The 18,796-nt window shown below is 71.8% G+C and carries 19 protein-coding genes; 9 read left to right on the forward strand and 10 right to left on the reverse strand.

Going from position 1 to position 18,796, the window contains the following annotated elements:
- Nucleotides 1–229 precede the first annotated feature (229 nt).
- A complete protein-coding gene (locus P696_RS0103205) occupies nucleotides 230–775 on the forward strand; it encodes a hypothetical protein (protein ID WP_026411199.1) in 546 nt (181 codons plus the stop codon).
- Between the two features lie 8 nt (nucleotides 776–783).
- On the opposite strand, the gene P696_RS0103210 is transcribed toward P696_RS0103205, so the two are convergent.
- The 3 genes from P696_RS0103210 to P696_RS0103230 form a co-directional block, all read right to left on the reverse strand.
- Nucleotides 784–2,028 carry a chymotrypsin family serine protease gene (locus P696_RS0103210; RefSeq protein ID WP_157429482.1) on the reverse strand — a complete coding sequence of 415 codons (1,245 nt, stop codon included), beginning with the start codon at nucleotides 2,026–2,028 and terminating at the stop codon, nucleotides 784–786.
- A 966-nt stretch (nucleotides 2,029–2,994) separates the two neighbouring features.
- On the reverse strand, nucleotides 2,995–3,534 hold the full coding sequence (locus P696_RS0103225) for a dihydrofolate reductase family protein (RefSeq protein WP_026411201.1): 540 nt from the start codon (nucleotides 3,532–3,534) through the stop codon (nucleotides 2,995–2,997).
- A gap of 320 nt (nucleotides 3,535–3,854) precedes the next feature.
- Nucleotides 3,855–4,856, reverse strand: coding sequence for a hypothetical protein (locus P696_RS0103230; protein WP_026411202.1), 1,002 nt, complete (start codon nucleotides 4,854–4,856; stop codon nucleotides 3,855–3,857).
- Nucleotides 4,857–5,061: 205 nt separating this feature from the next.
- On the opposite strand from P696_RS0103230, the gene P696_RS0103235 reads away from it, so the two are divergent.
- The 3 genes from P696_RS0103235 to P696_RS57250 are packed head-to-tail and all read left to right on the forward strand — an operon-like array spanning nucleotide 5,062 to nucleotide 7,120.
- On the forward strand, nucleotides 5,062–6,381 hold the full coding sequence (locus P696_RS0103235; protein ID WP_157429483.1) for a hypothetical protein: 1,320 nt from the start codon (nucleotides 5,062–5,064) through the stop codon (nucleotides 6,379–6,381).
- Between the two features lie 10 nt (nucleotides 6,382–6,391).
- A complete protein-coding gene (locus tag P696_RS42940) occupies nucleotides 6,392–6,943 on the forward strand; it encodes a polysaccharide deacetylase family protein (RefSeq protein WP_051466698.1) in 552 nt (183 codons plus the stop codon).
- A gap of 12 nt (nucleotides 6,944–6,955) precedes the next feature.
- Complete coding sequence (locus P696_RS57250) at nucleotides 6,956–7,120, forward strand: hypothetical protein (RefSeq protein ID WP_211245590.1); 165 nt, start codon at nucleotides 6,956–6,958, stop codon at nucleotides 7,118–7,120.
- Between the two features lie 18 nt (nucleotides 7,121–7,138).
- Here the strand turns inward: P696_RS57250 and P696_RS0103245 are convergent, their stop codons facing one another.
- Together P696_RS0103245 and P696_RS0103250 are read right to left on the reverse strand one after the other, a co-directional pair.
- Nucleotides 7,139–8,629 (reverse strand): ankyrin repeat domain-containing protein, encoded by a 1,491-nt coding sequence (locus P696_RS0103245; protein WP_157429484.1) that lies wholly within the window; start codon nucleotides 8,627–8,629, stop codon nucleotides 7,139–7,141.
- Between the two features lie 134 nt (nucleotides 8,630–8,763).
- A complete protein-coding gene (locus tag P696_RS0103250) occupies nucleotides 8,764–9,672 on the reverse strand; it encodes an aminoglycoside phosphotransferase APH(3') (RefSeq protein WP_026411205.1) in 909 nt (302 codons plus the stop codon).
- Nucleotides 9,673–9,767: 95 nt separating this feature from the next.
- On the opposite strand from P696_RS0103250, the gene P696_RS42945 reads away from it, so the two are divergent.
- From P696_RS42945 to P696_RS0103265, 3 genes are all read left to right on the forward strand, one after another.
- Nucleotides 9,768–11,339 carry an SMI1/KNR4 family protein gene (locus P696_RS42945; protein ID WP_157429485.1) on the forward strand — a complete coding sequence of 524 codons (1,572 nt, stop codon included), beginning with the start codon at nucleotides 9,768–9,770 and terminating at the stop codon, nucleotides 11,337–11,339.
- A gap of 80 nt (nucleotides 11,340–11,419) precedes the next feature.
- Complete coding sequence (locus P696_RS0103260; RefSeq protein ID WP_026411206.1) at nucleotides 11,420–12,169, forward strand: tyrosine-protein phosphatase; 750 nt, start codon at nucleotides 11,420–11,422, stop codon at nucleotides 12,167–12,169.
- 64 nt (nucleotides 12,170–12,233) lie between these two features.
- Nucleotides 12,234–13,325 carry a tyrosine-type recombinase/integrase gene (locus P696_RS0103265; protein ID WP_026411207.1) on the forward strand — a complete coding sequence of 364 codons (1,092 nt, stop codon included), beginning with the start codon at nucleotides 12,234–12,236 and terminating at the stop codon, nucleotides 13,323–13,325.
- A 34-nt stretch (nucleotides 13,326–13,359) separates the two neighbouring features.
- Here P696_RS0103265 and P696_RS0103270 read toward each other — a convergent pair whose 3' ends face one another.
- The 3 genes from P696_RS0103270 to P696_RS0103280 form a co-directional block, all read right to left on the reverse strand.
- Nucleotides 13,360–14,181, reverse strand: a complete 822-nt coding sequence (locus tag P696_RS0103270; protein ID WP_026411208.1) for a pentapeptide repeat-containing protein — start codon at nucleotides 14,179–14,181, stop codon at nucleotides 13,360–13,362.
- Between the two features lie 166 nt (nucleotides 14,182–14,347).
- Nucleotides 14,348–15,004, reverse strand: coding sequence for an HAD family hydrolase (locus tag P696_RS0103275; protein ID WP_026411209.1), 657 nt, complete (start codon nucleotides 15,002–15,004; stop codon nucleotides 14,348–14,350).
- A 37-nt stretch (nucleotides 15,005–15,041) separates the two neighbouring features.
- A complete protein-coding gene (locus P696_RS0103280) occupies nucleotides 15,042–15,518 on the reverse strand; it encodes a DUF1707 SHOCT-like domain-containing protein (protein ID WP_245627480.1) in 477 nt (158 codons plus the stop codon).
- 273 nt (nucleotides 15,519–15,791) lie between these two features.
- On the opposite strand from P696_RS0103280, the gene P696_RS42950 reads away from it, so the two are divergent.
- Complete coding sequence (locus P696_RS42950) at nucleotides 15,792–16,616, forward strand: phosphatase PAP2 family protein (RefSeq protein WP_064743854.1); 825 nt, start codon at nucleotides 15,792–15,794, stop codon at nucleotides 16,614–16,616.
- 140 nt (nucleotides 16,617–16,756) lie between these two features.
- Here the strand turns inward: P696_RS42950 and P696_RS0103290 are convergent, their stop codons facing one another.
- Together P696_RS0103290 and P696_RS42955 are read right to left on the reverse strand one after the other, a co-directional pair.
- Nucleotides 16,757–17,383 (reverse strand): IMPACT family protein, encoded by a 627-nt coding sequence (locus P696_RS0103290; protein WP_026411211.1) that lies wholly within the window; start codon nucleotides 17,381–17,383, stop codon nucleotides 16,757–16,759.
- Nucleotides 17,384–17,420: 37 nt separating this feature from the next.
- A complete protein-coding gene (locus tag P696_RS42955; RefSeq protein ID WP_051466702.1) occupies nucleotides 17,421–18,245 on the reverse strand; it encodes an HAD-IIA family hydrolase in 825 nt (274 codons plus the stop codon).
- An 87-nt stretch (nucleotides 18,246–18,332) separates the two neighbouring features.
- Here P696_RS42955 and P696_RS0103300 point away from each other — a divergent pair, with 87 nt between their 5' ends.
- Entirely contained in the window at nucleotides 18,333–18,761 is a 429-nt protein-coding gene (locus P696_RS0103300; protein ID WP_211245591.1) for a RidA family protein, read from the forward strand.
- Nucleotides 18,762–18,796 lie beyond the last annotated feature (35 nt).

Raw genomic sequence — 18,796 nt, forward strand, 5'->3', positions numbered from 1 at the left:
CGACCCCTGCCGTCCACCCACCGCGACAAGGCTCACCACCAAAACCCGCGACGACGGCCCGGGGACCCGTCCCAAGAAGCAGACAAACGCCACCGCCGCGCAGTTCCGTAGGGCCCGGGATAAGGAGGCACTCGCGGCGCACAAGTTCAGACTGCTCCGGCAGTTGCCGCCTCCGGCCTCACGGAGCGTCCAGGTCGACCTTCCGGAGGGCCGCCGAAGGGCCTACCCCGTGATCTCGGCTCAGAGCGCTTTCGATGCGATGTCCGCGCGTGCTGCCTCGCGAGGGGAGCCGATCGAGGTCACGCGCGTGGAATTGGGGACGGCGGCGATGCCGACCGACCGGGGGAGCGTCCGCATCCCGTCATGGATCTTCCATACCGCCCGGGGCGGCTCGTTCGCCTGGCCGGCGATCACACCGGACGCGTTCTGGGAGCTGGGCCGGGCACGTCCTTCGCGGATGGCGTCCGATGCCCGGTCGGATACGGCCGACACCACACTGAGCGTCCGCATGCCAGCGGCACCAACCGCCTGCCCGGGAGCTCCGAAACAGGACTACCGGGCGTCGGCGCTCGAATCGGCTACGGGCGTGGCGGTCGGTCTGACCATTGCGCAATCCGGGACGGCCACCCGAGCGGCCGTCCCGGATTGCCATGTCATCGACACCGACGTGTTGAGGACGACCGTCTACGACGTCCGGCTCACCCGCCCGCTGGCCGACCGAATCCTCATCTACGCCGACGGCGCCCCGATCACCGTCACCCGCGGGCGGGCCTGACCGCCCGCTCAGCCCGTCTTCGCGGAGATCCCGAAGTCACGCCAGGCCGTGGCGAAGTCCTGGTAGTAGAACGTGGAGCCGTCGTGAGCGGTGACAGTCCCGTTGGCCACGACGTTGTAGTCGCCGCTCAGAGAGAAGACCGGCCCGCCACTGTCGCCACCCTGGCTCGGCAACCCACCGTCAGTACGACGAGCGACGATCAGGTCGGAGTAGTACTCGGTGTTGCCGTACGCGTCGATGTACCAGCCACCGTAGGTGAAGTTGGACGTGTTCTGGATCCCGCAGACCGCACCACTGGTCGAGCCGGACTGGCAGACCCACTCGTTCGCATAAACCCAGTCCCAGCCGACGACGCCCTTGGTGAAGTCGCCCGCAGAACTGCCGTCCCAGATACGCCCGGCCGAACTCGCGCCGATGAGAAGCAGGTCATGCCCCACGTTCTCCTGCGCGCCCGTCCCGACCCACAGACCGGTCCCGGGCGTCGTCCAGGAGCCGTTGTGCCAGCCGCCTCCGGTACGGCCACAGTGACCGGCGGTCAGGAGGTAACTGTTCCCACCGCCGTCGGAGACCGCCCACCCCGCAGTACATCGCGCATGGTTGTCGTCGTTGAGGATCGCGCCACCCCCGTAGTAGGGCGCGTAGTCGTCGTACCGGCCGTCCAGGCCGGCGACGCCACCGTCGACATAGCTCACCGGAACACCCGCCACGGTCTGAGCCTGAGCCGCAGCCGCCTTCCCCCTGTCCCTGGTGGTCAGGACCAGCCCGTCCCCGGTGAGCGACCCGGCGACCTGGCTGATCGGATACGCCGGATCCTTCTTCATGGCGGCCAGCAGGCCCCTGGCCGCCGTCCTCAGTTCGTTCTGGGAGTAGCGAGCGGGCTTCACCTCGACCGCCGCCGAGCCGCGCGCCTGACCGACGGCCTTACTCACGGAGGCGGGAAGCTTACCCTTCCACCACAACTCGACCGACTTGGGCTGCAGGACGATCCCCGCGTACCCGCCCCGTCCCGCCTTTTCCACCGCCCAGGAAATCTTCGACGCGGCCTCCTTCAGCGGTACCTGGTCATGCATCTTCTGCCGGATGTCCGCCGGGATGTGGCTGAACGGAACCGACTCGACGGCGTCCTTGCCACCGCCGGACGCCTGCCCCGCCCCCTGCCCCGCCGACGCGGGCACCATGCCCGACATCGCCACGCTCAGCACTGCCACACCCAAGACCCCGACGAACCGTCCCGAGCCGCGCTTGCTTCCCATGGGTTCCCCTCGTGTAGACCTATGGCCAAGCGAGAGTATTGATGGACTCAAAGGCGATATCAATGCGTTATCGACCAGGTGAATGGCAATGTCCGAATATGGACGCCAGACTTGCCATGAGACGGATGCAACGTACGCTTGTTCCGCTTTACGAATAACAAAGTCAACGCGACGGCCGACATCGGCCAACGGCGCGGCTGTCACTTGCAGGACGTGCGTTGAATCTCGGCAAGGGCGGCAGCATGCCGCCGGGCGTCAGCGCCGACGTAGGGGAGTGGTGGGACTTCATCTCGGCGGAGGGGTGAGGCGTGGCACTGGACGGGGTTCTGTTCGGTTTAGATGCGCTCGGATCGTCCTGAGGTCGTTGGGGAGGAGTCGCTTCACCGCGGGACCGAGCAGGGCCGTGGTGTGCCTGCTCGAGGCGGCGATGCCGCGCGTCCACGCGTCCAACACGGCGAAGCTCGTGAGGACCTACAGGCCTGGGGGAGTCGGGAGCGCGCCGGGTCGATGTTCACCGGCGCGGACGTGCCGGCAGGGGACTGACCGGCGACACAACGCCATGCGTTGTGTCGCTTCGCGGGGCCGTGGCCGCCGAATGGAACCTTGCCTGCGAGGTACGGGCATCCTTCACACGCGGCCGGGGCGGGCGCCAGGTGGGCCCGCTTTGACGAGCACATCTGTTGCGTCGATGAGCCGCGTGTTGAGGGCGAGTGTCGCTGTCCGAGTTGATGGCCGTCGCCCTGGCGGCGTGCCCGTCCAGCAAGACCGGACGCGCGAAGGCGCCGAGTGCCGCATCTGCCTTCAGGGGAGTGAACGATGCTGGCCCGCCGCGGGAGCCGGTCGGGGCCGTGGAGAGGTTACTTAACATAATGTGCATTATCGACCATCCCTGAGATAGCCATGAGTAGGGGTGAAACGGGCACCCTGCGGCCCGGCGCGCGACGCGCGGCGTCGTCGCGCAGGACGTCAGTCGACGACGCGGAGCAGCAAGCTCGTCCCGGCGCTCGTTGTCCGCGTCCGGATCGGCTCGAGCCGGAACGTCCGGCCGCCCGGATGCGAGAACAGCCTGACGCCGTCACCGAGCAGCACGGGAACGATGCTCACGAAGATCTCGTCCAGCAGACCCGACTCGAGGCACTGCGCGGCGACCTGGGCGCCCAGCACGCCCACGTTCTTCGAACCGGCCGCCTCGCGTGCGGCCCCAGCGGCGCGCTCCAGGTCGTCCATGAACGTCACGCCCGGGACCGCCCGCTCGGGGATCTTGTGGGTCAGGACGAACTGCGGCCCGTCCCAGCCTCCCCCGTACGGCTCGCCCTCCTGCTCGGTGCCCTTGTAGGGATCGTCCCCACCGAAGGTGCGGCGGCCGACCAGCAGCGCGCCGGTCTCGCTCATCAGGTCGTCCGCTGCCGGATCAGGCGTCAGGTACTCCACCATCCACCCCATGTCGCCGCCAGGTCCCGCGATGAACCCGTCGAGCGACATCGCGCACTGGTACTGCAAGGCCATGACGTCCTCCCTGGTCTGCTTAGAGAGGTCGACCGCGCCGCGCGCCGATAATCATCGCTCGCTCACTGGTCGCCGTTCACGGGACGCTCTCCTGTCGATTCGTCCGTACCCCGTGCCGAGGACTCCCCCTCGGTGGCCTGGTGTGGACGGACGTTCTGGGATGCGAGGAGCTCGCGCGTCCATGGTCGGCCGCGCAGGATCACCGCCCACGTCCAGGTGGCACAAACAGTACAAAGAGTGCCTAACCGGACAGAAGGGGGATTCTGAGCGGTTTGGCACCCGTTGTTCGGTTCTCATCCGAGGACGTCGGCGCGTGGTGGTCACTGCATGGTCAGCTGGTGCGGGTGGTCGAACGACGTCGGGCAGATGAAGGTCCACAGACTGTAGCCGCGGCCGATCGTGACGCCGGTGGGGTAGCTGGCTGCGGGCAGGCTGTGATGCGTGGGCTCCGCGGCGTCTTCGACGGGCCGCCAGCTGCCGGAGCCGTCCCATTCGCCGCTCGCGATCGTGAGCAGGAGCTCCATGTCCGTTCCACAGTCGCAGACCACCGGGTAAGGGTCGGTGATACTCCAGGAGGCGTACCCGCCGACCTTCCAGCCGTTAGCGACCGACAGCTCGTACTGATATCTGTGCCCGCTCGCCTCCTCCCACTCTCGCAGCCTCCGCCGCAGGTCCCCCGGTAGGGAATCGTCGTCGGGGTACTCGACCACCTGCTCGGGATGCAGGACGCACGGCACCGGCAGGTAGGTGTCGTTCTCCATCACTTCGGGCTCGGGCTGGGGTTCGAGCACGTCCACGACATCGGACGTCCGCCGCCACCGCAGCACCAGTGAGGGGCAGCTCAGGCCGGCATCGTCATCGTGGTCGAAGGGGCACCACAGCACCTGGAGCAGATCCATTCCCGGCGGCGCCACGAGATCGGGAACGTCGCGGCGATACAGCTGAGCGATCGGCAGCATCGTGATCGGCTGCTCTGGGCGCGCGGGAGGCGCTGCCGCCTCCATGTGCTCCAGTTCCGCCTCCTCCCCCGCGGTGATCGCGAACTGCTCGCCGACGGGTGTGCGGGCCCAGGCGTCTCCCAGGATGCGCCGCCGCTTCCGGACGTCCTGCGTTCGTTCCAGTTCCCCGTACATCTCATGGTCCTCGCCGCAGACCGGCCAGGGTTCGTCGGCCGGCCACAGGAGGGGGCCGCCGACCGAGCTGTCCCATACGGTCGGCGCGCCCGGCCGGGGATGCAGTCGCGTCGTCGTACGGGCCAGGGACGCGAGTTCGGGGAAGACGGCCGCAATGTCGACCGGGCGTGGCGGAGTCGTACGGGTCATGGCCGCAGATCATAGGGCCGCCGTCTGGCTCCCCTCCCCTCCGCGCTCCTTCCGCACCGTCAGGCGGTCTGTGCGAGAGGAGTGCCGGCTACCTGGCCGACCGCTGTTGTTGATCTTGACCGGAGGAGTGAAGATCGTCATGCTGGGGGCTCGCTCCCCCGCGAATGGTGAATTGATGCGTCTTGTGCTGCCCACAGTGGCCCTGATGACCGGATCGGTGGGGGCGGTCGCCGTCGTCCCGCCCGCGCATGCCGCACCCGTGACCGAGACGCGGATCGCGGACTTCGGTGTCTCCCGCGAGCAGGTGGACGCCGACCACGACGAGGTGACGTTCACCGGACGGGTCGTGACCGACGAGGCGGCGCCGCGTCCTGTCGCGGACGCGCTGGTGGCGATCCGGTGCGTGCGCGACTGCCTGAACTTCCGGGAGGTCGGCAAGGTTCATGCGGACGCCGATGGCCGGTTCAGCCTGACCGGTCGTCTGGACTCTGGCGGCTACTACGCCGCGCAGTACTACTCCTACCGGCAGCAGCAGTACGCCGACTCGTGGTCGTCGCTGGTCAAGGTTGCGGCGGGGGTGAAGACCCCGGCGGTCGTGGCGCTCGACCCGCCTCCGGCGCGTGTCCTCGCCTACGGCACCACGTTCGCCTACACCGGGCGGGTGCAGCGGCGGGACGGGCGGCCGGTGGCCGGGGCCTGGGTTCTCCTGGACGAGTGTCAGAACGGCCAGGTCTGTGGCTCCTTGAAGGTGTGGACGGACGCGGACGGGCGGTTCCGTTCGAACGCCGTCGCCCTTGCGGCGGCGCGGGTGGACGCTGCTGTCTCCAGTGGTCTCTACTCCACGGACGGCGTCCCGACCATCCGCTACGGCGTCCGGTATGAGACTCGCATCACCGATATGAACGTCCGCGTCGATGCCAGGTCGAGCGGGTGGGTGGAGGCCGACATCCGGGTCCAGCGGAAGACGACCCGGTGGGAGCCGCACACGGATGTCTACAACGCTGTTTCGTTGTACTTCCGTCCGAAGGGCGGCAAGACGTGGACGCGGAGGAACGGTTGTGGGACCTCCGACGCGAGTGGCTGGATCCGGCGGTGCATCGCCCCTTCGCCTGGGGATGGTGACTGGCAGGCGCGTGTGGCCCTGACCGACTCGACGCTGCCGAGCGTGAGCGTCGTGCGTGCCCTGACGATGCGGTATCCGACGCGGTTCGAACTGTTCAACGCCACGCCGGAGCCCGTCCGCAAGGGTGGAACGGTGAAGCTCTCCGGCTACTTGTTCTGGATGCGGCCGACTGGGCGGGACAACCTTGGGCTGCCGAAGGCGCTCGGCCAGCGCGAGGTCGTGTTCTATTTCCAGGCGCGCGGTTCCAGGAAGTGGGGTTACCTGGGCAGCGGGGCGACCGACCGTTACGGCTCGTTCAGCTCCCGCTTCACAGCTCGGCGCGACGGGACCTGGCGGGCCGTGTTCGCCGGTGACGGCCGCTTGTTCGCCGCGTCGGTGAACGACTACGTGGACGTCCGCTGATCACCTGCCGGTGGGGCGTCGTGCTGGGGCTGCGGGCCTCGGACGCGTCTTCACGTGGCTGCTCCCCCACCGTGGCTCTCGCTCAGCGCGCCAGACGATCGCCCTGCGCGCCGGTCAGACCGGGCCGGGCAAGCTCGCGCAGGGCGAGTACGGGTCCCGTGTCGGCGCCCGCCGGATCCTTCGCCTGCTGGAGCGCTTCAACGTCCCGGCCTCGTTCTTCATGCCTGCGGTCTCGTCGCTGCTGCACCCCGAGGAGGTGCGCGACTACGTCGCCGCCGGTCACGAGGTAGCGATGCACGGCTGGATCCACGAGAGCAACACGCTGCTGGACCCGGCCGACGAGCGTGAGCTGGCCCTGCGGGCCGCGGGCACCCTGGAGAAGCCGTCGGGTACCCGTTCGGTCGGCATCCGCACCTCGACGTGGGAGTTCTCCGACCACACCCTGGCCATCACGCGTGAGCTGGGCCTGCTGTACGACTCCTCGCTCATGGCCGACGACGAGCCGTACGAGCTGCTGGCCGACGGTGAGCCGACCGGCGTCGTGGAGATCCCGGTCGAGTGAATAAGGGACGGCGTGCCGTACCTGCTGCTGGAGTTCGACGGCACGGTGCGGGCGTGTCCGCCGCCGCGGGAGGTGGCGGGGATCTGGCGGGACGAGTTCGATGCGGCGCTGGAGGAGGGCGTCTGGTACGCCACCCACGCCCAGATCGCCCAGTACGTCCTGGAGCAGGGCTCGTAGTCCGGACGGCTCACCGGGTCATTCGACCGCGCCGGCTTGTTGCAGGAAGGCGGCGATGGCCGGTTTGTTCAGCTCTCGGGCGATGCCCAGCGGGGTGTGCGCGGTGAGCGTTTCCTGGAGCGCGGACGGGTCATCGAGCCGTGCGTTGACGTCGGCTCCGGCGGCCACGAGCACCTCGGTGGCGCCGGTGTCGTCGGCGGTCCGTGGTGCCCCGATCGCGTAGTGCAGCGGGGTGACGCCCGTGCGGGTGCGGACGTCCGGATCGGCCGCGTGCTCCAGGAGCAGCGGCAACGCCCCTCGTGGGCTCCTGGCGGCCTGGTGGAGCGGGGTGATTCCCTGGACGCCCCAGGAGGTCGTGTCGGTGGGCCGGCACGGGTCGGCTCCTGCGGCGAGCAGGAGGCGGATGGTTTCCTGATGGCCGTGGAGGGCTCTCAACAGCGGCGTGCCGTCTCCTGCCTCCAGGTTGGGGTCGGCGCCGGCTTCGAGCAGGAGTCGCACCGCTTCGGTGACGGTGTCACGTGTGCTGTGGGACGCCATTCTCAGGAGCGGGGTTCCGCGCAGGGAGTCGGCGTTGGGGTCGGCGCCGGCGTCCAGGAGCAGGCCGATGATCTGCGTGCCCGACGTGAACTCGGGTGTGCCGCCGCCCGGGCCCCAGCATTCGAAGTGCAGCGGTGTCTGACCAGCGCTGTCGGTGGCGTTGGGGTCGGCGCCCGCCTGGATGAGCATCCGGACGATGTTCAGGCTGGGTGTCTTGTCGTACAGCTTCCGGGGCGCCTCATGGTCGAGGGTCAGGTGCAGCGCGGTCGCTCCGGCCAGCAGTTCCCCCGAGGTGTAGACGTCGCCGTCCAGGAAGCGCCACGGCGTGGACGCGTGCCGCGTGATCGTCGCGTTCGGATCGGCGCCGGCGTCCAGCAGTGCCCGGATCACCTCCGCGCTCCGGGCCAGCGCGGCCAGGTGCAGCGGGGTGAGCCCGGAATCGTCCAGCGGGCCCAGGTCAGGCGTCCCGGCCAGTTTTTCGGTGGCCGCGGAGAGGTCACCTGCCGCGCAGGCCCGGCCGAACGCGTCGTCCTCCGACGGCGGCCCGACCCGTGTGAACCCGTCGAGCACTGTGGACAGGCGGTCTCCGGCGGGGTCGTCCTCGTCGCCTTCGTGGTCCACCCGGTACACCTCGGGGTCGTCCCCGGCGATATCGTCCAGGTCCACGACGTAGTAGAACTGCCCGTCGTCGTAGCCGATGGTGAACCAGGCACGCGGCTGGGTGATGAGGTCGTCCTCCACCTCCGGGCCGCCGTCCAGCCAGACCTTCCATTCGAACTCGTCGTCGGTGCGGAGGGTGCCCTCGCTCCACCGCACCGCCAGCAGCGCCTGAACCCACGGGGGCAGCCGCCGGGGCCCTGCCGGGGTCGCCGCGATCCACTCCCGCGGCGTGAAGTCATCCGGCACGACGCCCTGGAGGCGTGCGATCTGCCGGAGCACGTCCTCGCCCAAACCGCCCGCAGGCGCGTCCACCAACGCCACACCCTCCAATCGAAGATCAAGATGATCAAGGTGACCGATGCTAGTCGGCCGACCGCCCGCTCCGTTGATCTTTCGGTGTAGGCGTTCACTCGACCGCTCCCCCGCGATGTGAGGGCTGGGGCGGGTCAGGTGGTGAGGCGGCGGAGGGCGGCCTGGGCGGGCGGGGCCCAGGTGGGTTTGCCGCCGGGACGGCCGCGGAGTCCGGCTTCGCCGATGAGGACGCCGCCGAGGGCGCGGAGCGCGGCCCAGCCGCGTGCGCGGCGGACGGTCGCCTCGTCCGGGGCGGGCCGGTAGGTGGCGAGGAGGCGGGACGCGGCGCCGTCGGGCAGGAGGTTCCAGGCGGCGGCCAGGTCGCAGGCCGGGTCGCCGGTGCAGAGGTCGCCGAAGTCGATGACGCCGGTCAGGGTTCCGTCGGTGGTGAGGACGTTGGCGGGGTGCAGGTCGCCGTGGAGCCAGACCGGTGGGCCCGTCCAGAGAGGGGCCTGGACGGCGTCGTCCCAGACCGCGCGGACGGCGTCAGGGTCCGGGAGCAGCCCGAGGTCGGTGGCCGCGGCGAGCCCTTCGGCGAAGGAGGCGGTGTGGCGGGTCAGTGGCGCGCCGCGGTCGTTGCGGCTACGGGGAGCGTCGTCGGGGGCGGGTTGGTGGAGGGCCGTGAGGAAGGCGGCGAGGGCGTCCGCCGCTGGGGCGGCGTGGGTGATCGGGGCCTGGTCGGCGGGGCGGCCTGGGACCCACGTGGTGATGATCCAGGGGCGTGGGAAACGGTCGGTGGGCTCGCCGAGGTGCCGTGGGACGGGGATCGGCAGGGGGAGGTGGAGGGCGAGGCGGGGCAGCCAGGTGTGCTCCTTGCGGAGGAGGACGTCGGCGGAGTCGGTGGCCCACGGCAGCCGGATCGCCAGGTCGGGGCCGAGACGCCACATCTGGTTGTCCCAGCCGCGCGTGGCGGAGTGGACGGGGTGGTGGGCGAGCTCGGGGAACTGGTCGCGGAGGAGGTCGCGGACGAGTTCGGGCGTGACCTCGATCTTGGTGTGGGCCATGGGGGGCAACGGTAGTTGGACGGCCTGTGTCTGAGGGGGCTGCTAGGAACGGTTCGGTTGTGTGACGTTTTCCGTTCTGGTGGGAGTGCGTTCTGGTGGCGAAGAGACGGGACGATCCGGGTCTGCCTGTGGTGCTGCGCGAGATGTGCGCGCGGATCGCGGGGGCGGCGCCGACGGGTTGGGTGCGGGCGACGGCGAGCGGCGTCGTTGACCGGCGGGGCGTCGGGGTGACGGGTGTCGTCTGTGAGTTGGCGGACGGCGGGGAACAGGTCGTCGAGGCGGATCTGCGGCCGGGCCTGCGTCAGGTGTACCGGGCGTCGGGCGAGTCGGAACGGATGCTGAGGGTGAGGCTCGCCGTCGCCGCGTCCGGGGAGTTCGAGGCGGTCATCGGCGGCGGGGCGAGTGAGGTGAGCGTCCCCAGGCGCGGGTTCCTGTACGTGGTCGGCCCCGAGGACGCTCCAGGTGACCCCGGGGATGAGCAGGACGGGCCGGACGAGGCCGTGCAGGCGGGTGACCCGGACGAGGCCGTTCGGCTGTTGCGGGAGTACTGCCGGTTCCGCGGTGAGCTGTTCGGCCTGGTGGACGAGGGCGAGGATCCACTTTCCGCGTTGCCCGCTCCGGTTCCGGCCGAGCGGCTGGCGGAGGTGGAGCGGGGGCTCGGTGTGGCGCTTCCGGCGGACCTGCGGGCGTTGTACGGCGTGGTCGGCGGCGACGGAGAGGCCGGGATCTTCGAGCGGCTGTCGTGGTGGTTGGGCGTGGAGGGGCTGGCCGGGTCGCACGGCGGCGAGCGGCACTGGGCCGGGCGCGGTGGCTGGAAGGAGCGGCTGTTCGATCCCTTCGTGCACGAAGCCGATCCGCCGGGGACGGTCCGGCGTTCGGCGGATCGTCCCGGTTGGGTTCCGTTCGTGTTGTGCACCGGCGGTGATTTCCTCGCGGTGGACATGGACCCTGCGAGCCGGGGCCGACCCGGGCAGGTCATCCGCGTCTCCCCCGGCGTCGGGGTTCGCCATGTCGCCGATTCGGTGACGTCGCTGCTCCGCCGGTACGTGGACGCCCTCACCCGCGGCGACTTCGTGATCGACGGGCAGGGTGAGCTTCGGATCGACGTGCCGGAACCGCGCCAGGGGCCGTCCGGGGCCGTCCAGATCCTGCGGGTGGACGGCGGCGGAGAGGTCGACCTGGAGCAGGCGCGCCGCGAGCCGCACCTGCGTGCGGTGGAGTTGACCCGGTGCGCGTCCGCCGACCTGGCGGCGTTGCGCGCGGCGCCGCTCGAGACGCTCGACATCGAGGCCAAGACGGTCGACCTGGCGCCGCTGGCAGGCCATCCGACGCTGCGGAGGGTCACCGTGGCCGCGTCGCACCCCGTCGACCTGGAACCGCTGCGTTCGCTCACCCGTCTCGAGTGCCTGGACGTGTCGCGCGTCCCCGATCCGGACCTGCGGCTGGTCGCCGGGCTGGACGGGCTGCGGTACCTCGCGTTGACGTTCGCGCAGTGGGAGCGGCTGTGGGAGTCCGCGGGCCGGATGCCGGGGCTGGAGGCCGCGTTCCTGGCGGGCAAGGGACCGCACGACAAGGTCGCCGCGTGGATCGCGCGACTCGAGGAACGCGCCGGGCGTGAGGGTGATCGGCCGGGCGGCGGTGGGGAGGTTCATCGCGGGCATCTGTGAATCGCGGGCGTCTGTGACCGGCGGCGTCGCCGCTCGAGCCGCGCGGAAGCGCGGGATGGGGCGGCAGTAGGGTGACGCGCGTGAAGAGACACATCGCGTTCGAGCGGCTCCACAACTTCCGCGACCTGGGCGGCTACCCGGGCGCGGACGGAAGGGCCGTCCGCTGGGGGCATCTCTACCGGACGGACTCGCTCGGCAAGCTGAGCCCCGGGGACGGCGCCGACTGGGAACGGTTCCTCGGGCTCGGCGTCCGGACGGTCATCGACCTGCGGTACCCGTGGGAGATCGAGCGCCGTGGACGCGTCCCGGAGTTCGACGGGCTGGAGTACCACAACCTCAGCATCGAGCACCGCCCCTACGACCAGGCCGCGATCGACCCGGACGTCGACCCCTGGCGGTACCTGGCGGACCGGTTCGCCGAGGTCGCCGAGGACGGCGTGAAGGAACTGCGGGCCGTCCTGGAGATCGTCGCGGACGCCGACGCCCCCGTCGCGTTCCACTGCCACTCCGGGAAGGACCGCACCGGCATGGTCGCCGCGCTGGTCCTGTCCCTGGCCGGAGTCGCCGAGGACGACATCCTCGCCGACTTCGCCCTCACCGAGCTGGCCACCGAGCGGTTCGTCGCCGACTGGCACGCCGAGAACCCGGGGCGGGAACTGCGCTGGCCCGGGTACGGACGCGCCCCCGCCGAGGTGATGCGGTTGTTCCTCACCGACCTGACCGGACGGTACGGATCGGTGCGCGCGTACGTCGGCGACCGTCTCGAGGTCGGCGATGACGTCGTGGCGCGGCTGCGGGCCAACGTCCTCGAACCGTGGCCCGAACCGTAGGGAGATCCCTCTTCGTCGGCGGTCACGGGTCGCGGTGTCGGTGGCGGAGGGTAACGTCCACCGGGTGCGACCCACGGATGTTCAGCGGCTGACGGTGGCGGAGGCGGTCGACCGCTACGCCGAGATGGTGCGGGCCAAATGCTCCACGGGGGCGCTGGCCCCCGCGACCGCCGAGGTGTACGCGCGGGACGTGCACACCTTCGCCGCCCTCGCCGGGCCGGACCTGGTCCTGGACGACCTGACCGGCGAGGACGTCGACGAGGTGCTGCTGCGGTTCGCCCGCAAACCCGACGGCCGCCGCACCGGCGCCGCCCCTGCCACCTCCCCTGGAGCCTCTGTCGCGGGCGGGAGCGGCGGGGCGGTGCAGAGCGCGGCGTCGCAGGCGCGGTTCCGGCGGTCGGTGTCGGCGCTGTTCCGGTACGCGCTGGTCGCCGGGTGGGTGCACCTGAACCCGATGGGCGCCGCGACGGTCCGTCCCAAACACCGGGGCGGGCTGCGCGCGGAGCGGCGGGCCCTCACGGCCGAGCAGGCGGGGGGCCTGGTCGGCGCCGCCAGGGAACTGGCGAAACGACCCGAGACCGTCACCGGCGAGCGAGGACGGCCCGACCAGCGCACCGAACTTCGGGACGCGCTCATCGTGCTGCTGCTCGCCGCCGTCGGCCCCCGCGTGTCGGAGCTGACGCGCGCGAACGCCGAGGACTTCTTCGTGAACGCGGGCGTCCGCTACTGGCGCGTCTTCGGCAAGGGCGGCCGGACCCGGGACGTCCCGCTCCCCCGCCCCGTCGCCGAGGTCCTGGACGCCTACCTCACCGACGGGCGCGCGCTCCTCGACCGGGGCCGCGAGCCCAAGGCGCTGCTGCTGTCCTGGCGCGGACGGCGGCTCGCGCGCGGCGACGTCCAGGCGGTCATCGACCGCGTCCAGGCGCGCGTCGACCCCGAACACCGCCGCTCGGTCACCCCCCACGGGCTGCGGCACACCACCGCCACCCACCTGCTCGCCGCCGCCACCGACATGGACGCCGTCCGCCGCGTCCTCGGGCACGCCGACCTGTCCACGCTCGGGCGCTACCGCGACGAGCTGCCCGGTGAGCTGGAGGCGGCCATGCGCGTCCACCCCCTCCTCGGACGCGTCGACACCGCCGCCCACGACGGCTGAGGACGGCCCGGTCCCCGGCCGGGCACGGGCGGCGTCAGGACCAGTGGGGCGGGCGGGTGAGGTCGGCCGGGAGGCCGGTGGCGGCGTCGCCGCGTGCCGCGTTGATCTGCGGCTGGGTGAGGAACAGCGCCGAGGACAGGTCCGCGCCGTTCAGGACGGTCGCGCGGAGGTCCGCCCCCAGCAGGTCGGCGTGGCCGAGGTCGACACCGGTCAGGTCGGCGCCGATGAGCAGCGCGCCCCGCAGGTCCGCCGCGCGCAGGCCGGTGCGGCGCAGGTCCCGCCCGGTCAGGTCGGCACGGGCGTGATCGGGCGGTCGCGGGTTCTCGTGGTGGCGGACCAGGCGGCTGGCGGTGCGCAGCAGCTCGGCCGCCGCCGCGTGCAGCGCGGGCAGGTCGGCGGCCAGGAGCGTGTCGGCGTCCTGGAGGGTGAGGTCGTCCAGCGTGGCGATCATGCCGGTGACCCGGTCGCGGACGGACGCGGCGGGTTGAAGCGCCGCCGCGTGACGCAGGTGCCACAGCAGTTCGTGCAGGTGCCGCATCACCGGGTACGCGGCGGTCATCACCGGGACGAGCTCGGGGTGGGCGCGCCAGTCACGTCCCCCGAAGGTGTGCTGCGACAGCTTCTGCCCCGCGCCCAGGCACTCGTACACCGTGCAGCCGGTGAAACCCCGGTCCCGCAGGCCCGAGTGGACGGTGCAGCGGTGGTCGCCGGCGAGGTTCGGGCACGGCGTCCCGGCCGGTTTGGTGAGCGCGAAGTCACTCGAACGCGTGAAGGGCAGGGCGAGGCAGCACAGCCCGAAGCACGCGCCGCAGTCGGCGCGGAGATCATCGGGCTGGGTGCGGGGCGTGGCGGTCACGGGCGAGCCGATCTTGCGGAGAGGCCGGAGCACTGCGGCCCCGGCGGGCGGACAAGGCAGGCGGGCGTAGCGGACGGGCGGACCGGGCGGGCACCTGGCGTGGCGCGGGCGGCCAGGCGGGCGGAACGCACGATACGGCGGGTAGGGGCGGCGCGGGGCCGCTCGTTCATTGTGCCTGGTCGGCGGGGGTGAAAAGGGCGCGGGCGAGGCCGTAGGCGCGGGTCAGGTCACCGCCGCGGTAGTCCAGCGCCGCCAGGTCGGCCAGGTGGTGGTCGGCGTTCACCGCCACGGTGTGCCGCAGGTGCCGGAACAGCGGCGCGTCCGACATCGAGTCCCCGTAGGCCACGCACCGGTCCCGGGACACCGCGTGGCGGGCCCGGACCCGGTCGGTGATCGTGACCTTGTCGGCGGGGGTGAGGATGTCGCCGGGCTCCGGCGGCCCGGCCAGGGGCAGCGGCGGGAACCGGGACGCGACGACCTCGTCGAATCCCAGCGCGAGCAGGTGCCGCGCGAAGAAGTCCGGCGACATCGTGATCACCAGGGAGTGCTCGCCGCGCGTCCGGATGTCGGCGCAGACCTCGGCGATCCCCTCCAGCCAGGGGCTGGCGGCGTAGGCGGCGGCGACGGTGTCGGCGGTGAGCCGGTCCCGCCAGATGCCGTACAGGGACGTGGAGAACGTCCTGGTGTCGATGGCGCCGGACGCGAACCGCGCCTCCAGGTCGTGCAGCTCGGCCTCGGTCCCGGTGTGCCGGGCGATCTGGAGGCTGGCGGTGGACCCGGTCAGCAGCGTGCCGTCCATGTCGAAAATGTGCAGGATTCCCACAAGTCGATCATTGTCGCATTCGCACAGGCGGGGTGCGCTACCGGTTTTCGTGGCGGTTCGTCCCACCCCGGTTCTTCTTGTCGCGCGCGGGCCAGAAGACGTACGAGAGGAGGATCGCGCCCCAGATGCCCAGGGGCCAGGCCGGCCAGTAGTCCTCCAGGTGCCCCTGGCTGATCGACTTGGCGGCCCACAGCACCGTCATGATCACGGCGCCGCCGACCCAGTACAGGATCTCCTTGCGCCAGCGCAGCCGGTCGGCCGCGCGGCGGGTGGAGGCGGCGACGGCCGCCGCGCGGGCGCCCGCCGTCCGCGACTCGGGCAGGTCGGCGGTGAGAGCGGCGAGCTCGTCCTGGGTGACCGCGGCCAGCGCCCGGTCCAGACGCGACTGGTACTCGGCGGCGCTCAGGGCGCCGTCGGCCAGCGCGTCGCCGAGGCGCTCGGCGACGGCGTCGCGGTCCCGGTCACCGGCGCGCAGACCCGGCTGGACGGGCGGCTGTGCGAACGGGCTGCTCATGAGATCTCTCCTGCGTGGACGGCTGCTTCCAGTGTCACGCGGCCGGGACCGCGCGGGCATCGTCGGCGGTGACGAACCGCGCGTACCACTTTCGATGTAGGCCGGGCCGATCCGGCAGGAATCCGGCCCTAGACGACGCAGGTGGCAATGCTCTGAACCGTACGTGAACCCTCCCGGTCTGTTAGATGATCAGTATCCGTCCCGGGACGCTTCCGCCCCCGGGATCGCGCCGTTCCCGCCCCGGGGACGGCGCGCCGGACGTGGAGGGGGAGCATGCGAGCACCGGGTTTCAGCGCCGACTGGTACCAGGCCGTCACCGAGTTCGCGCACGGGACACCCGGCTGGGTGCACACCGGCGCGGAGGTCGGCACGGACGCGGGCCTGCTGGCGTTCGCCGCGCTGTTCGCCGCCGGCTGGTGGCGGGCCCGGACCCGCGACGGCCGGGCGATGGCCCTGGCCCTGCTCGCCCCGGTCGCGATGGTCTGCGCCTACCTGGTCAGCTCCAACGTCAAGGACGTCCTGCAGGAGGAACGGCCCTGCCGCGCCGTGCCGCACGCGATGAACATCGCCGCCTGCCCCGCGCCCGGCGACTGGTCGTTCCCCAGCAACCACGCGACGATCGCCGCCGGGGCCGCCGCGGGCCTGCTGGTGGCCTGGCGCGCACTGGCCCCCTGGGTCCTGTCGCTGGCGGTCCTCGAGGCGTTCTCCCGGGTGTTCGTCGGCGTGCACTACCCGCACGACGTCGCCGTCGGGCTCCTGGTCGGCCTCGCCGTCGCGACGGCCGTGTCGCTGCTCGCGGCCAGGCTCGTCACACCGCTGGTGGACCGGCTGCGCGCGTGGGGCCCGGTCGGGCCGCTCGTCCTCGGAACCCCCGCCGCGACGCCTGCGCCCGCCTACGCGGGCGGCCCCGGACACGGCGGGTTCGGCGGCCCTGCGGACGTCCCGGTGGCGGGACGCTCCCACCCGGTGGGCTCCCGGCCTCCCATGCCCGCCCCGGCCGACGCGGCCGTGACCGTCCCGGACCTTCCCGTGCTGGACGCCCAGGGCCGCCCGTCCCCGGCCCCCGGTTCCGCACCCGGGCGTCACCGCCGCGGCTGAAACCCTCCGCGCACCCGCCGCAGCCGTCCGAGGCGTCCGACTGGACACCTCGGACGGTTCTCGTTTGAAGGCACGGCTTCGCAGACGGACGACGTTCGGAGATGCGTCGCGCGGAACCGTGGCGGAAGGCTGCGGCGCGGCTACGGGGTGACGGGGACTTCGCTGTGGCCGGTCCCGACCGTGCGCAGGCGCGCCTGCCCGGCGGTGACCTCCGCGGCCCACGCGGTGAAATCGTCCAGGCCGTCCGACGGCACCGACACCTCGGCGTGGACGGCGTCGCCGTAGCGGACGTCGTCCGGCTGCGGGCCGTGCGCGTGCAGGTCGCCGAGGAACCGTCCGGCCAACGCGTGGTCCACGGTCACCTCCACGCGCGTCACCGGACGCAGCTCCACCACGCCGACCGCGTCGACGGCCTCCGACACCGCCTGCGAATACGCGCGGACCAGGCCGCCCGCGCCGAGCTTCACACCCCCGAAGTAGCGGGTGACGACGGCGGCCGTCCCGGTCAGGCCGCGCCGGACCAGCACCTCCAGCATCGGGATCCCCGCCGTCCCGGCCGGTTCGCCGTCGTCGCTGCTCTTGGTCAGCTCACCGAACTCCCCCACCACGTACGCCGAGCAGTTGTGCGTGGCGTCGCGGTGCGCGCGTTTCTGCGCCGCGACGAACGCCGCCGCCTCCGCCTCGTCGGCGACCCGCGCGAGCGTGCACAGGAACCGGGAACGGCGGATCTCCAGCTCGTGCGAGCCGGACGCGGCGATCATGCGCATGGCGGCGGACATGTGACGGCTCGGGGCGGGCGCCCCGTCAGGCCCCCGACCCGGAACCGGCGGCGCCGGGCTCGCGGGCGGGCGCGACCATGTCGACGACGTCGGCGATCGACGGCACCACGTGCGACGGACGGAACGGGAACCGGTCCACCTCGTCCTTCCGCGTCACCCCCGACAGCACCAGGATCGTCTCCAGGCCCGCCTCCACGCCCGCGCGGACGTCGGTGTCCATCCGGTCGCCGATCATCACCGTCGACTCGCTGTGCCCGCCGACCCGGTTCAGCGCCGTCCGCATCATCAGCGGGTTCGGCTTCCCCACGAAGTACGGCTCGACCCCGGTCGCCCGCGTGATCATCGCGGCGACCGCGCCCGTCGCGGGCAGCGACCCCTCCGTGGACGGCCCGATCGGGTCGGGGTTGGTCGCGATGAACCGCGCGCCGCGCTCGATCAGCCGGATCGCCCGCGTGATCGAGGAGAAGCTGTAGGTGCGGGTCTCCCCCAGCACCACGTAGTCGGGGTTCAGGTCCGTCAGCACGTACCCGGCCTCGTGCAGCGCCGTCGTCAGGCCCGCCTCGCCGATCACGTACGCCGACCCGTTGGGCCGCTGGTCCGACAGGAACTGCGCGGTCGCGAGCGCCGACGTCCAGATCGCGTCCTCGGCGACCGGCAGCCCCAGCGCGTGCAGCCGGGCCGACAGGTCACGCGGCGTGTAGATGGAGTTGTTCGTCAGCACCAGGAACCGCTTGCCGGAGGCGGTCAGCCGCCTCAGGAACTCGTCCGCGCCGGGGATCGGGTGACCCTCGTGCACCAGGACCCCGTCCATGTCCGTCAGCCACGACTCGATCGGCCTGCGCTCGCTCATACCGATCATTGTCGCAGCCCATCGGGGTGTTTCGCGCAACACCCCGCCCCCGCCCCGAGGCGATCCGGGGGCGGCTACGGTGGCGGGGTGAGCGATCATGAACTGCGCACCGGAACCGACATCCGCCAGATCGACCCGCCCGGCCTCCCCGCCGGCCCCGGATACAGCCACGGCGTCTCCGTCGAGGTGCCCGGACGGCTCGTCCTGGTGAGCGGACAGGTCCCGGTCGACGCGTCGGGCGCCGTCGTCGGCCGCGACGACCTGGCCGCCCAGACCCGCCAGGTGTTCCGCAACGTCCAGACCGTCCTCACCGACGCGGGGGCGTCCTGGGAGCACGTGGTGAAACTCGGCTACTTCCTGCGGGACGCCCACGGCGTCGGGACCGTCCGGGAGGTCCGCGCCGAGTTCGTCCCCGAGCACGTCACACCCGCCGCGACCCTCGTGGGGGTGTCGCGGCTGGTGCGCGAGGAGTTCCTCGTCGAGATCGACGCGATGGCGGTCGTCCCGATCCGCTGACCGGCCGGCCGGGCGCCTCGGTCGGCGAAGCGGGA

The organism is Actinomadura oligospora ATCC 43269, from assembly GCF_000518265.1.
Lineage (GTDB): Bacteria > Actinomycetota > Actinomycetes > Streptosporangiales > Streptosporangiaceae > Spirillospora > Spirillospora oligospora.